The 13318-nt window shown below is 59.7% G+C and carries 9 protein-coding genes and 2 pseudogenes; 5 read left to right on the forward strand and 6 right to left on the reverse strand.

The annotated features are described in order from the left end of the window. Window positions 1-472 precede the first annotated feature (472 nt). Window positions 473-781, reverse strand: a complete 309-nt coding sequence (locus NKJ58_RS27970; protein ID WP_352854355.1) for a hypothetical protein — start codon at window positions 779-781, stop codon at window positions 473-475. A 230-nt stretch (window positions 782-1011) separates the two neighbouring features. Continuing rightward, entirely contained in the window at window positions 1012-2448 is a 1437-nt protein-coding gene (locus NKJ58_RS27975) for a LuxR C-terminal-related transcriptional regulator (RefSeq protein WP_352854358.1), read from the reverse strand. A gap of 151 nt (window positions 2449-2599) precedes the next feature. Here NKJ58_RS27975 and NKJ58_RS27980 point away from each other — a divergent pair, with 151 nt between their 5' ends. Together NKJ58_RS27980 and NKJ58_RS27985 are read left to right on the forward strand one after the other, a co-directional pair. Further along, entirely contained in the window at window positions 2600-2893 is a 294-nt protein-coding gene (locus NKJ58_RS27980; RefSeq protein WP_352854360.1) for a hypothetical protein, read from the forward strand. A gap of 771 nt (window positions 2894-3664) precedes the next feature. Beyond that, the gene (locus NKJ58_RS27985) at window positions 3665-5785 is read left to right on the forward strand and encodes an alpha/beta fold hydrolase (RefSeq protein WP_352854362.1); all 2121 of its coding nucleotides are present in this window, start codon (window positions 3665-3667) and stop codon (window positions 5783-5785) included. A 317-nt stretch (window positions 5786-6102) separates the two neighbouring features. Here the strand turns inward: NKJ58_RS27985 and NKJ58_RS27990 are convergent, their stop codons facing one another. Next, window positions 6103-7701, reverse strand: a complete 1599-nt coding sequence (locus tag NKJ58_RS27990; protein ID WP_352854365.1) for a winged helix-turn-helix domain-containing tetratricopeptide repeat protein — start codon at window positions 7699-7701, stop codon at window positions 6103-6105. 141 nt (window positions 7702-7842) lie between these two features. Between NKJ58_RS27990 and NKJ58_RS27995 the strand changes: the two genes are divergently transcribed. Next, the gene (locus NKJ58_RS27995) at window positions 7843-8046 is read left to right on the forward strand and encodes a hypothetical protein (protein ID WP_352854368.1); all 204 of its coding nucleotides are present in this window, start codon (window positions 7843-7845) and stop codon (window positions 8044-8046) included. Window positions 8047-8153: 107 nt separating this feature from the next. Here the strand turns inward: NKJ58_RS27995 and NKJ58_RS28000 are convergent. From NKJ58_RS28000 to NKJ58_RS28010, 3 genes and pseudogenes are all read right to left on the reverse strand, one after another. Beyond that, window positions 8154-8291, reverse strand: a pseudogene (locus NKJ58_RS28000) (helix-turn-helix domain-containing protein); the annotation flags it as partial. A gap of 983 nt (window positions 8292-9274) precedes the next feature. Then, window positions 9275-9418 (reverse strand): annotated as a pseudogene (locus tag NKJ58_RS28005) (IS256 family transposase); the annotation flags it as partial. A gap of 1066 nt (window positions 9419-10484) precedes the next feature. Further along, window positions 10485-11192 (reverse strand): winged helix-turn-helix transcriptional regulator, encoded by a 708-nt coding sequence (locus NKJ58_RS28010; protein WP_352824694.1) that lies wholly within the window; start codon window positions 11190-11192, stop codon window positions 10485-10487. A 152-nt stretch (window positions 11193-11344) separates the two neighbouring features. Here NKJ58_RS28010 and NKJ58_RS28015 point away from each other — a divergent pair, with 152 nt between their 5' ends. Together NKJ58_RS28015 and NKJ58_RS28020 are read left to right on the forward strand one after the other, a co-directional pair. Further along, window positions 11345-11623, forward strand: coding sequence for a DUF1127 domain-containing protein (locus NKJ58_RS28015; RefSeq protein ID WP_352854372.1), 279 nt, complete (start codon window positions 11345-11347; stop codon window positions 11621-11623). A 676-nt stretch (window positions 11624-12299) separates the two neighbouring features. Continuing rightward, a complete protein-coding gene (locus tag NKJ58_RS28020) occupies window positions 12300-13190 on the forward strand; it encodes a LysR substrate-binding domain-containing protein (protein ID WP_023692425.1) in 891 nt (296 codons plus the stop codon). Window positions 13191-13318 lie beyond the last annotated feature (128 nt).

The following is a 13318-nucleotide window of genomic DNA, read 5'->3' on the forward strand; positions in this document are numbered from 1 at the left end:
CAGGGCGGCGCGCGAAGCGGCGGAACGCGACGTCATTCTACGCCCGGCCACATCTTCGAATACAGCTCAGCCTGTAGGGCGGTCCATACCCGGCTGGCCGCGGCTCACGCTGGTTTCTTGAAACGCACCATGCCGCCGACCTCGATGAGTTCGACTATTGACCCGGACCAGGGTTCTCTCGGTCTGGTTTTGAGCGAGGGGGGAAGCAATACGATTTCCTGGACGTGCCGCTTGAGGCGTTTGTCGCGTTCAAATCTGCCTTCACCAAGGGCCGCTATTCAACAATCACATCCGCAACCAACTATGCATTCCGGCTCGCCCAAGAAAAGGCTGCAGGCTCCTTGGACGATTAAGGGGGTTCTTTCAGAAAAACGGCCCGCGCTGATCGAAGGGCGCGGGCCGGTCCGTTGCCGCCGGTCGGCAGCGGGAGGCATCCATTCCGGCCGGTGCAAACCGGCCTCTCCCGGCACAATTAGCAACCTTCGGCAGTCGTTTTCATCTGTCCAGGGGCCGCGGACTTGGCACTGGTGTCATCCTGTTGACCAGGAGCGGCCTGCTTTGCACTGCCACTCTGCTGGCCCGGCGCACAGTCCTTCGCTGAGTTCGAATTGGTCGACTTCGTTGTGGTCGAATCCGTGTTGTTATCTGTCGTCGGCATCGTTGTGGTAGTGGAGGAGCCACTCGACGTCGTCCCTGTTGTTCCTGTTGTCCCTGTCGTCCCCGCCAACGCAAGCCCGCTGGAAACAGCCATCATGGCAGTGACAAAAAGAAGCCGTTTCATTCTTCATCTCCTAATGACAAGTAATGTCCCTTCCATTCGATAACGGGGGATGCGAAGGATCGGTTCCAATGCGACCTTGTGTTGACCGGCAGCTTTTGGGCCGCTTCCGGTCAGGCGGCTTTCAGGAACTGCCATGCGAAAGCAGACGGTAGCTGGTCCTGCGCCTCATTACGACATGCGGCTTTTGCGGCCTGCCAGCCGTCAGTTCGGGTCGTGCGTCTCAGAAGACCTCAGTCGCGCCTCGCCAGTCGGGCGGCCTGGCGAATGGCATGCACCGCGTCGGGGTTGGTCACGGGATAGTTTGTGATAAAGCGTTCGACCGAAAAGTCTGGAAATTCGGCTTTCAAGCGGACCGCGATCCTATCCGCGTCACCCGCTTCGCCCACGGCCGAATGTGCCAGCGCTAAAAACAAGAGTACATTCGGAGAGTCTAACGTACTTCTACGCAGTGCAGCGATGGCTTCCTTGTGCCTGCCGGCTGTGAACAGGATGCGGCCCAGCATGCCGAAATACCAAGGTGGGGCCAGCGGATTGAGGCGCATGGCGCGCTCGATGAGCGGCAGCGCCTCACTCGGATCGCCAGCGACCAGCGCTCTGCTGCCGGCCAACAACGTCAGTGTATCGGCATGGTTGGAGCCGCATTCGAAAGCTCGGCGATACGCGCGGTCGGCTCCTGCGATGTCGCCAAGACACCCCCTGAGGTCGCCAAGGCAATTGCAAGCGACACTGTCCATGGGGTCGAGCAGAATCGCGTTTTCAACCGCTGCCCGCCAGTTCTCGATTGAGCCCTGCGGGTCGTTGCTGAAGCCGTTGGCGCCCTCGATCGAATAGGCATAGGCAAGCGCGGTCCATGCCCTGACCAAGGTGGGGTCAAGTTCAAGCGCGCGTGAAAACAGACGTATCGCTTCCGCGGTGCCGGCGCGGCTGAATGTGTCCTGTTGTTCAACACCAAGCAGATAACAGTCGTAGGCACGCAGGCTGGCCGGCGGTTTGCGGCGAATCGCGTTGCGTCCGACCGTCGCAAGCGCGCCGTAGCTGCCTGCGATCACATTGATGACGCTTTCCGTCAGGTTGTCTTGCAACGTAAAGACATCCTCCACCTGACGGTTGTAGCGCTCGCTCCACAGGCTTACGCCGGTGCTCGCATCGGCGAGCTCTATCGATAACCGAACCCGCCGCTCGTCGGCACGCAGTTGGCCTGACATGATGTAAGTGGCGCCAAGCGCCTTCCCGTCGGCAGCGAAATCGGCGGGTTTGCTGCCCAAGGATTTCATGGTGTGGAAGGCGATAACTGGCAGGTCCGCGTAGCGGGCCAAGTCAATGGTGATGTCCGATGACAGGCCGTCGGCAAAGCGGCGCCATCGCTCTTCCGAATTCAGGCATTCGATAGGAAATATGGCGAGTACCGGAGGGGTGCCTGGCAAAGGTGGCAGCCTGTCCATGCTTGCGCTGGCAGCTCCATTGATATGCGCGGCAAGCGCGAGTTTGTTCCGCACGCCGAGCTTGTCATAGATCGAAGCGAGATGGGTGCGCACGGTCGAAGGGGCGATGAACAGCGCCTCGCCGATCTCGCGATAAGTCAGCCCAGCCGCGAATTTCTCAGCCACCGCGCGCTCTCGATCGGACAGCGCGTCTTGACCGGGTGAAGATGTCTCGATGCGGCTCATGGCAGACCGATCGGTACGCTTTCAGCTTTTGCCGAGGCAAAATACTACAAATGCTGGAGCTCGAATACACCATCTGCCCGATCCCGGCGTAGGCAGAATCGATGCAAGTTCCCCTACAGTCGAAATGGGTTATCGGCCAAGGGAGACATTCATGCGCGCTCTTTCGATTGTTCTGCTATCCGCGATCCTGGGTTTGTCCAACGCACCGCCGCCGTCCTTCGCAAGCGGATGCAGGCAGCTGCTGGAGTCAGACGTGAAAATCGCCAGCATGCGCCTTTACGCCGATATCGTGGCCGATGCTGCCCGCAAGGGCTGGAACTATGCGCCTGAATTGATCGTCAGCGGCTCGAAGCGGCATTTCGATGAGCTGAAACTCAGATTAATCGACGTCGGCTATGAGATCGTACCGGTCGGCCGCCGACTTGAATGCGACGTCGCAGGCTGATCGCCGAGTCGTGCTGGTAGGAGGGGGCCGAAAGCTGATCGACTGGTTGTAGAACAAGGTGCAAAGAAGCTGGCACTCCGCCTACGACCCCATCTCGGACGTATCCCCTATCTGCAATAGCTCCGAAAGCCTGCGCTCAGGTGCATTGCCAAGGTGCCGCGCTGCGTCGCAAACGGGCCTTAAAAGTCACAAACTTGACGCTGGGCTGGCCAAAGCCGACTCTGAGCAGAGAAAAAACAGGAGCACCTCAGTGGGAGGGCCTGACTCCGACTCTGAGATCACGATCAGCTCGCTCCGATCCGAGTTGACAGCGGCGCGCGAAGAAAATCAGGTACGCACCGCGGAGGTCCCGTTGGAAGAGGCGCGCTCGCCGGAAGAACACGCTCCCGCTCCGCGCGACCAGTACCGATGCTCGGATCACGGCGGTCGAGAGATCGAACTCGCGAACCGCCAATGCCCGCCAAGCCTGCTGTCGTTCGAGATATCTGGCAAGCGTAAGATCGTGACGCAGCGGCGTTGCCGCCCGGCGCTGCTGCAGATCATTTCCGGCATCATCATGCCAGATCGGCCAATCGGTCAAAGGGGGGCGTTGCACGGCGTTCTCCTTGAGACAAGAGCTTCAGTGCGAACAGCCTCTTCGAGGGCCGTGAGAACTGTGTAGGACGCAACGTGATGGATTCGTGAAAAACGCAGCGCCGAGGCGATAACGGTTGAATCGGAGTGAGCTAAGCGAAAGGATTACCTTTCACATTTGTGGCTGTGGCGGATGGGATGACCGGTCCTCACCTCTATCTACTGGGTGGTTTCGACTTTGCCGGTGTCGGGGCCGCGGTCCCGACCTTAAGCCGCAAGGCACGCGCGATGGTCGCTTATCTCGCCCTTCAGTCCGGGCATGCGCAGTCACGCGAGAAGCTCGCCGGGCTGCTTTGGGGCGTCAACGGCGATGCGCAGGCTCGAATGAGCCTGAGGCAGGCCGTGTCGGCGGTCAGAAAGGCCATGCAGGCTTCCGGCGGGCGTTTTCTCACCGACGGCGACAACCTGGCTCTTCATCTCGGCGAGCTCGATTTCGACGTCGCGCGGTTCGAGGCACTGACTGTCAGCACCGTGCCCGAGGACCTCGAACGAGCGCTCGTAATCTATCGTGGCGACCTGCTTGACGGCTTCGGCCTAAAGGAGGAGCCGTTCGAGGATTGGCTGCGGGTTCAGCGTGAGCGCCTGAGGGCGAGGGCCGTGGTGGTGCTCGACAGGCTGGTCGCGCACTATTCCGCAGCCAACGATCCGGCCGCATGCCTGCGCTCGGCAACACGGCTGCTCGCCATGGAGCCGCTGCGGGAAGACATCCATCGCGCCCTGATGCGCGCCTATGTGGCGCAGGGCCGGGTCAATCTCGCGCTCAAGCAATATGAGCATTGCCGCGATGCACTTCAGCGCGAGCTCAAGCTGCAGCCCGAGCCGGAAACAAGACATCTGCATGAGGAAGTGCGGATGCGCCGCATGGCCCCGCAGGCCTCCAGGATAGCCGCCTCGGCGCAAGTCAGAACCGGCGAGCGGCCAGCGTTCGAGGGCGATTGCCTGCGACCTTCGACGCACTATGTCAAATCGGCCGGGATCAACATCGCCTATCAGGTCACCGGCGACGGGCCGATCGACATGGTCTACGTGCCGGGGTGGGTTTCCAACCTAGACCATGCCTGGGCCTCGCCGCGCCTTTCGAACGTACTCCAGCGGTTCGGCACGTTCTCGCGCCTGATCCGTATGGACAAGCGCGGCACGGGGCTTTCCGACCGCAATGTCGGCCTGCCGACGCTGGAAGAGCGGATGGAAGATGTGCGGGCGGTGCTGGATGCCGTTGGCTCAAAGCGCACGGTGCTGTTCGGCAGCTCCGAGGGCGGCCCCATGTGCGTGCTGTTTGCGGCGACCTATCCGGAGCGCACGGCGGCGCTGGTGCTCAACGGAGCTTACGCCCGCGGCAGATGGTCGAAAGACTATCCGTGGGCGAAAACAAACGAACAGGTGGAGCAGGATCTGGCCGTCGTCGAAAGAGAGTGGGGAGCGGCTGCGGATATGAGCAACGCGGCGCCCAGCCTGATGAGCGACTCGTTCGAGCAGGAATGGTTCGCCGCCTATCTCAGGAATTCAGCCTCACCGGCGGACGCGATCGCGCTCTGGCGCTGGGGAACAGAAATCGATGTTCGCGATATTTTGCCTGCCATTCATGTTCCGACCCTGATCGTGCAGACGACCGGTGACCGCTGGGTAAAACGTGAAGAAGGACGCTATCTGGCGACGCATATGAAAGGCGCCAGGTATGTCGAGCTTGCCGGCCGGGATCACTTGATCTGGGGCGAGAATTCCGATCGCCTCGTCGACGAAATCCAGACTTTCGTCACCGGCGCCTTGCCGGCGGTGCGGGGCGAACAGATTCTGGTGTCCGTGCTTTCCGTGGAGATCGAGCGCTCCGGTGCCGGCGACGATCTGATCGAGCGGCATGCCGAAGCGATCCGAACCGAATTGCTGGTTGCCGAAGGCAGGCACATTAGGCGCACAACAAGCGGCTTTATCGCAGTGTTTCAGCGGCCGACGCGGTCGATCCAGTGCGCGATAGCGATCCGCCATCGCCTGCAGCAATCCGGTCTCCATGTCCGCTCGGCGGTCCATACCGGCGAATGCGAGGAGCGTGGCGATGATCTCTCCGGCATTGCGATCGAGCTGTCATTACGGCTGCTCGATCAGGCCGGGCCGGGCGTGATCATCGTGTCCCGGACGGTGCGTGATCTCGTGGTCGGCTCCGGCCTGGTATTCGAAGAGCATGGCGAGATGGAAGCGAGCGGGCTGCCCGGCGTGCTTGCGTTCTTTTCCGTCAGTGGAGCTCCGAGCGGTCATGGCGGGTGACCAGTCACGGATGGGTTTTTCGGCTACGCGTTTGCCGGCGACTGCCCTTCGTCATCCTCGAGAGCGATGCCGGTCCGGACCTCAATTCTATCCGGATACACGGCAGGAGCGGGGCGCTGGCGGCCATCAGGCATCTGGCAGCTCTGGACATCGGCGTTTTGCAATCCTGTCCATTCGGCGCACATCGGGGCCACCCTGCGTCCATTTGCCGGGCAATTCCCCGCGCGCTTGCGCGTCGACCTACGGCCTCGCCGCAACCGGCGTCTGCTTGCGGCGACCGCCCGGCATGGCACTGTGGGCGGGCGGCTGCTTTGTAGCTAACCTTGCGCATCGTGCCTGGCGGCTGCAATTGGATCCGCCTTCGGCAGGCCTGCGTCGACATGCTCGCGATCTACCGGACGCTGGAACATGTTGACGTGGAAGAACCAGCTGATGAAATCTTCATATTGCATTGGCGCGGACCCGCACCACAGCAGGTCAAATCTTTCCAGAGCCTGACGCATGAGTTCCGACGCCCGTCGCCGATCGCCGAGGTAGGTCAGGTTTGCGGCATGAAATGCCAGGATGTCAGGCCAGGTCTTCGGCGCCAATGCGAAGCACTCTTCAGCGGCGTCGTAACGCTTGGCGGTGACGTGAACAATTGCTCGCACGGCGGAGAACCAGTCCCCGCCGAGAGGATGGAGGATCGCAGCGATCTCGGCTGCTTCATCAGCCGCGTCTTGCTCGCCGAGGAACGCCAGTGCGAGCGCACGATCGATACAGAGGCTCGCGTCGTTCGGATTGAGCGAAGCTGATATGGCGAACCTCGACCGGGCGCGTTCGAACTCACCGAGATAGAGGTGACTCCATCCCAGCGCATGGTGTGCTCGTGCCTCCGCTGCATCGAGCCGGACAGCCTGTTCCGCGCTTCGAAGCGCAGCCTCCTCGATCTTGCGGATGTTTGGAGAACCCGGTGACATCTGAGAGGTGCGTATGTGGCAAAAAGCCAGGCTTGCATGCGCTCGCGCGAACATCGGATCCTTATTTATCGCCTCTTCGAGCAACCGCTCGCAGGCAGCGTTGCCATCGAGTGTCCAGACATCGGACCCATGCATCGCGCGCAACCAGAGATCATATGCATCAAGGCTTTCAGTTGGTTTTGTCTTCGCCCGGGTTTCCGTGTGTTGCTCCACTTGACCGACTATGGCGCTGACAAGCCTTCGGACCAACTCATCGTGCACGGCAAACAAATCCCGAGCCATCCTGTCATATCGTTCTGCCCAGACGTGCCTGGCGGTCGCGGCTTCGATAAGCTGAGCAGTTATCCTGACGCTCGCGCCTATCTTGCGCACGCTGCCTTCAACGACGTAATGCGCTCCGAGCCTCTTCCCGATCTCCTTGATGTCGACCGTTGTCCCCTTGAAGCAGGCAGAGGAATGGCGCGAGACGACGGCGAGAGGACGATATCGCGACAACTCGGTGATTATATCCTCGGTGATCCCGTCACTGAAATATTCCTGATCCGGATCACCACTCATGTTGCTGAACGAGAGTACGGCAATAGTGGTCTTGCGGTCGGCAGGCCGAATGTCGGTGGTCAGGCTCCCATGCAGCTCAGATCCATCGAAGTCATCGGTATCAACCTCCACAGGCCGCGGCCCGGCATATTTGTAGCCCCGGCCATGAACGGTCTTTATCATGCCGGGGTCAAGCGCCTTGCGCAGCGCAGACACTTGTACCTGCAGGGTATTGTCCCCTACCACCATGTCTGGCCAGACGCTGTCGAAGAGCTCGGTCTTCCCGACCACAGATTCAGCCTTGTTCAGCAAAGTGCCGAGGATATCGAAGCAACGCGCTGGAAGCTCTACCGGTCCGTCCGGGCCGAGCAATTGCCGTTTCGCGCGTTTCAGCCGGTAATGTCCGAAGTGGATATCCATTCGAGAGGTGCCCCGTCCGAGGACAGCAGCTTAGCTGAAGCGACGGCGAAAGCGAACTTCAGTGTTGTTCAGGATTTTTCAGGTTCGCGCCAAGGACCTGTGCGTAAACCTAGGCGAAGCTCGTGGCTACAGGAGGACGCCATGGTCGATATCGCCACCCACCTAGTCACCCATTCAAGACTGCTTCCCAAACTCGGTTTCGGCACCGCACTGCTTGCAATGACCAAGGTTCTGGGCGGAGCCTTCGAGATGGCGTACGTGATGCCTTATGAGACCATTGCTATTGCGCGCCGGGCACCTCTCGCGGACCCATCTGATCTTCAGCGTCGCGATCCGAATTGGTAAAGGGCATTAGGGACGAAGGTCTGCTTTCGGGAAGTCGCAATCTGATCTCTTGCGGCCGGAGTGAGGCGCAGAGCGGAACATGGGCATCGCGCGGCGACAGTTGAGATTCAATTGCGGCTCAGCGCTCGCCGGAGAGCACTGAAACCAATGCGATATTGCGCCGGCGTCAGCCCAGTTTTGCGGCGGAAGAGACGCCCGAAAAAACTCGCATCCTCGTAGCCGACTTCATTCGCCACCGCCTCGACACGTAGATCGCCCCCCCCGGCATTAGTGCTTCTTTCGCCTTAGGAGAGTTACCTCCTCTCCGAGCGCCCATACATCAAGCTAGGACCGTTCGAGTGTTCCGGGGCTTTGAAGGCGCCAGCAAAGCCACACCTCGATTTTCTACATTTCAACTGAGAGAAAACCCGAAATGTACGTCCTTAACCATTCATTGACTCCCGCCGCTTGCGATCTCTAAATCGTTTCTGAGGGAACGTTCTTGCACGCTGCGTTTTGGGAGGCGCTCGATGTTGAACCGACTTGATCACCCATACCTTTCCCCCGCTGATTTGCAGACCTGCAAACGGGTCTTCGAACGGCTTTGTGCCGAGCGAAATTTCGACCATGCGAGCGAAGAAGCAGAGCACATTGCTCCGGCGGTGATCCGTCACTTTCGAGAAGGCCACGTAGACGAAGGCGATCTTTGGCTTGCCGTCCGAATGTGCCGCACATTTCGGGAGGCCTTGGCGATACATCGCAGTGTCGGCAGGCTGGCTTGCTATGAGGGCGTCGCGCGGAGCTCGTATTTGCCGAGCAGCCGGAGATAGTGCGTCAGAGTTCATTGGGCGCCGCAAATCAGGCCCTCGCCGTCGCGAAAGGTCCCTTCACCGGGGCCTGACATTGAGCACCTCTCCTTCGGAGCTCGGGATCAAACAGCTAGCTACCAGCCGCAGCTATTCTGAGGCTGGGAGTTGGTCCACTCCCTTTTGATTGAGGAGAGTTGCCAGCCCGGTAATGATCTGCGGCATAACAAACGGCTTGGTGATCATCAGGCTGTTGGGTACGCCAAGCGACGGCCAGTTACCCAGCCCGCATGGACAAAACAGGCCACAATGGATGTGTTTGCCTGACAGATTGATGCGCACGAACTTGCAAGCGGGTTAGCCACAACGTTCCGATGACGTTTCTGCAGGCGGCGGCGACGATCCCTGAGAGTTTTAGCGTGGACGCGGCGGTTGGCTGCAGTCTGCGCCAAAACCAGCGCCTCCTCCATCTCGGCCTCGAGAACCTCCTGCATTACCGCACGGATCACTTCGTGCAGCCCCTCCGGGTTCGAAAGCAGAATGTCTTTGACGGCAGCGCTGGTCGATTTACCTTCTGTCTTGGTCATGGTGGCGTTCCTTCCAGGGAATCGGTGACGTTGAACATCACCAGCCTGCCATGACCGCCCTCTCTCAGCGAATTTGCAGAACTCTCAGCACACTACCGGCGGAGGCCAAGGATGGAAGCTGCAGTCCGGCCGTAGCATTTGCGGCGTTCAAGGCCGCCGCTATCGACCAGCGCTTGCTGCAGCCGGCCAAGACGGAGTCCGGCGCTCGGCATGTCGGGCAAGTGCCATAAACCATCGTGATGATGAACCGCCGTCTCCTAGGCGCGTCGCTCGCTGATTTCGTCAAGTTGCTCGCTTCGGGGGAGCTTCCAATCCTAGACGAGAAGACTGATCGCCAGCGAAAGCGACGGCATCTGCTTCATATTCGAATGCTCGGGAATACGTTTCACCGTTCCTCCCTATGATGCGAACAACCCACTCGCCCAACGAATGGCGGATCTCTAGGAAGAGGGAAGACGAAGACGGCGGCCGGTACGTGACGCTGTCCAATGCCCTCGGGAGGCTTGTCCCGCCAAAATCGGCTCCATCATCGGAGGAATGAACTTCACGCATGCACTGACTCCCGAGACCGCGAGTCAATTAGCGCGCGCTTAATTAGTTCCGGAGCGTTTTAACGAATCGTTGACCGCGCTGTCCCAGAATAGGACGGCGCGGTCAAACCCCAACCTTGGCTGCGCAGGCGGCTTCGGCATTGAGTTCCACCCCGAACTGTCGGAGCCGCCACCACCCCACACTTATACCAGCAATGGTTGAATCAACCGTTACTGCACGTGCTTTAGACTTTGACGGAACAACAAGGGATTCACAGATTCGGCGTTTCGATCTAGACTCGACCGATGGAAACGATCTTCGATGATATCGCCGGCGCCCTCAGGGAGCCCCGCCAAGGCGTGTGGCGCCCTGTCCGCGTTCGGTTTGCGGTATGAGGTAGCTTGCCCCGGCAACGCCGCAAAGCAAGGCACAGCAAGGCACAGCAATAAACAACGGATGATTAGCTTTTGAGGCAAGCCCAAACGGCTTTCTCTTTCGGGCCGGGTTGCGCAAGGCTGCACTCCAAACATGGCTTTCAAGAAAGCTGGACGATTCCTTCAAGCGCCGCATAGACCGAGGTTCGCAGCCAACGGTCCATGCTGCGGGCAAGGCCGGGGTCACCGCTGAGGAAAAGGCCGCCCCTTTCTTTCTCACGCTCAATGCTGGATCGGCCCTCCAGGATGGCTCCCAGTGAAACAACGCCGGTCTCAACGTAAAGATCGACGTCCCGGCGGGGGTCAAGCGAGCAGAGCTCGGGCAAGTCCGCGCCTGGCTCGACCACAAACCAGTAATGGGGACACTTCGGTGGGGGATCGTCGCGGAAATGAAAGCGGATGACGGCGCGCCGCCGCGGCAGGCCAGCGAGGTCAATCTTTCGCCGCACAGCCCACATGAGGGTCGAAACATCTACGTTGTCGAGCGCGATTTCCGCCTCGATGTTGCATTGCGCCCATTCCGCTAACGCGTTCATCGCCGGCTCGAGGTTTATCGACTTCTGGGTACGGAAATAGCAGATGGCGCCCGTCGCCCCGTCCTCGACGCGCTCGACCAGGCCCAACGCTTCCATGTCCTTGAGCCGCCTCGACAAGAGGGCGGACGAGACGTTGCCCACCCCCTTGCGAATGTCATTGAAGCGGGTCGAGCCGTTCCAGAGTTCGGTCAGGATTTGGATCGTCCAGCGGGGCTCCAGGAACTCGCAGGCGTGCGAGATCGGGCAGACCAGTCCGTAAGGCCGTCGCGTCATGGCTGACCGCTCCTTTGCCGCAGGTTAGGCCTTGCGGAGCTCTAAGGCCAGTTCACAATCTGAAGCGGAGTGCTTCCGAAGGTGCGCTGGCGCCTTCCCGTCCTCTGCCATGATGGTGGTCGTCATTCGTGCATCCCCCAACGGAGGCTACCATGACCTGGCGTAACATTACGCAAACGACACTAGGCGAGACCGCACAGCGCGTGCCGCGCACTTTTTTTGATCCTCCGCTCGAACGGTTGCTGGCCCTTGTCTGTGAGTGGCGGACCCGCCGCAACATAAAGCGTGGGCTTGGTCACCTGTCCAACTTCCTTCTGCGCGACGTTGGCTTAACCAAAGCAGACGTCGAGGCGGCCTGCGCCGACAGTTTCGATACATCCGCCTCTCTCGCGCTTAAGAGTGCAGCGCAGAACCAGACGGGAAATTGGTGAGAAGGGAAAGCCCCGCGGGCTGAGGCCGCTTGAGGGCGGCAATTGATCAGCCGAATTAGGGGCCATTCTTTAACAACGATTTTGAGGCGCAACCGCGGCGTTCGGCGTGGTCGCCGGCGATGTCTCCATTCGGGCCGCTGCAAAATTGAACTCTCTGGTCGAGTTAAGGCGCATTGCTGACCGATAGATTTTTTGAGCCGGTAGCTGACCGGCAGCTTCGGTCTGCGAATCTTCAAGGCCGGACATTCAGGGTTGGCGTGGGCGCGTCGTGACTTGACCTGAAGGGAGCTTAGCGCACTCGACAAAGGGTTCCAGCTTTCAAGTGGTCGGCCTAGTCAGGATCCGATCATCGCCAGAATGGCTTTGCAAGTTCAGACTCCACTTCGTCCTCCGTCAATCCAATATCGTCGATCATGTGCGGCGCTACCCCCGATAGTCGCGCTAGGTCACGGCGGTAGAAATGCCGTTGCCGCCATCTTGAGACATAGCGAGCTATTCTGATTGCTCGAACCTCATGGGACAAGTCCTGAAACGTCGATGCAAGAAGATTGTTGCTCACCGTCAGGCCTCCGTGCCAACCTCGCGCTTGCAGATGACAGCGTAGGCAGACAGCGTACCGGCTACAAACCAGTCTTTCTCTGGGATAGGCTCAGAATTCCTGAGGTAGTGACAGTCGATGCGTCTCCCTTCACTCAATGCGCTTCGGGCCTTTGAAGCAGCCGCGCGCCACGAAAGCTTTGCGCGCGCGGCTGAGGAGCTATGCGTGACCGAAGGAGCGATCAGCAGGCACGTCAAGCTGTTGGAAACAGCATTGCAAGTGGAATTGTTTCGACGATTGCCGCGCCGGTTGGTTTTGACCGATGCGGGGCGCAATTTTCAACCGATCCTGGCGGCCGCGTTCGAAAGCATTGCCGCGGGAGCTCAAGACGTGCAACGCCAGCCTCGGCATCTGAAGGTTATCTGCCCGCCCACCTTCTCCATTCGGTGGCTGCTACCGCGGCTTGACCGTTTCAAGCAGCAATGGCCTGCAATCGGTATTCGGGTAACGACCGCTCCTTTTGACTGGGAAATTTTCTTCGGAGGTGAGTTCGATCTCGCCTTTGACTGCGGTTATCCAAATCGGCCGAAAGATATCGAGGCGGTGTTGGTGTTGCAATCGTTCGGCACCCCAGTTTGCTCTCCAAAGCTACTGGAGAGGGGCGTGCCAATAACGTTTCCTGCCGACCTGGTTCACCATAACCTGCTGCATGAGACGCCTGATCGGCACGATTGGAAAGTTTGGGCTGGGCGATTTGCGCCGAACCTTCTTGACGTGAACTCGGGTGAGGTTTTTCCCAGTGCCGATATGGCCTATCGTGCCGCGGCCATGGGCCAGGGCGTCGCGATCGGAGATCTCTCTGTGCTTCACGACGAGATTGCCAAGGGAGAACTGGTGCTGCCGTTCAAAGATATGCAGATCTCTGACGACACGGAGGCCTATCATTTGTGTTGCAGAAAAGATTGCTGGACCGACCCTCGTATCGCCGCGTTCCATAAGTGGGTTTCGGACGAGGCCACGTGGTCCTGAAGCCCGGAACGGTCAGGCCGCTGCCCGCCTCGTTGCGGTCGTTAGCCCTTCCCTCCGGCAAGGAAAGCTCCGGTCCCAAAGCTACCGCTCGAAACAATCAAGGCCGCATCGGGGCCTCCGATCCTGAC

The sequence above is a fragment of the Mesorhizobium sp. M0139 genome, assembly GCF_040322455.1.
Taxonomy (GTDB): Bacteria; Pseudomonadota; Alphaproteobacteria; order Rhizobiales; family Rhizobiaceae; genus Mesorhizobium.

What these genes read in the sequence shown, in the direction of transcription:
- NKJ58_RS27970 (WP_352854355.1), bottom strand. Translation starts at nt 781, where the DNA reads ATGAAACGGCTTCTTTTTGTCACTGCCATGATGGCTGTTTCCAGCGGG.
- NKJ58_RS27975 (WP_352854358.1), bottom strand. Translation starts at nt 2,448, where the DNA reads ATGAGCCGCATCGAGACATCTTCACCCGGTCAAGACGCGCTGTCCGAT.
- NKJ58_RS27980 (WP_352854360.1), top strand. Translation starts at nt 2,600, where the DNA reads ATGCGCGCTCTTTCGATTGTTCTGCTATCCGCGATCCTGGGTTTGTCC.
- NKJ58_RS27985 (WP_352854362.1), top strand. Translation starts at nt 3,665, where the DNA reads ATGACCGGTCCTCACCTCTATCTACTGGGTGGTTTCGACTTTGCCGGT.
- NKJ58_RS27990 (WP_352854365.1), bottom strand. Translation starts at nt 7,701, where the DNA reads ATGGATATCCACTTCGGACATTACCGGCTGAAACGCGCGAAACGGCAA.
- NKJ58_RS27995 (WP_352854368.1), top strand. Translation starts at nt 7,843, where the DNA reads ATGGTCGATATCGCCACCCACCTAGTCACCCATTCAAGACTGCTTCCC.
- NKJ58_RS28010 (WP_352824694.1), bottom strand. Translation starts at nt 11,192, where the DNA reads ATGACGCGACGGCCTTACGGACTGGTCTGCCCGATCTCGCACGCCTGC.
- NKJ58_RS28015 (WP_352854372.1), top strand. Translation starts at nt 11,345, where the DNA reads ATGACCTGGCGTAACATTACGCAAACGACACTAGGCGAGACCGCACAG.
- NKJ58_RS28020 (WP_023692425.1), top strand. Translation starts at nt 12,300, where the DNA reads ATGCGTCTCCCTTCACTCAATGCGCTTCGGGCCTTTGAAGCAGCCGCG.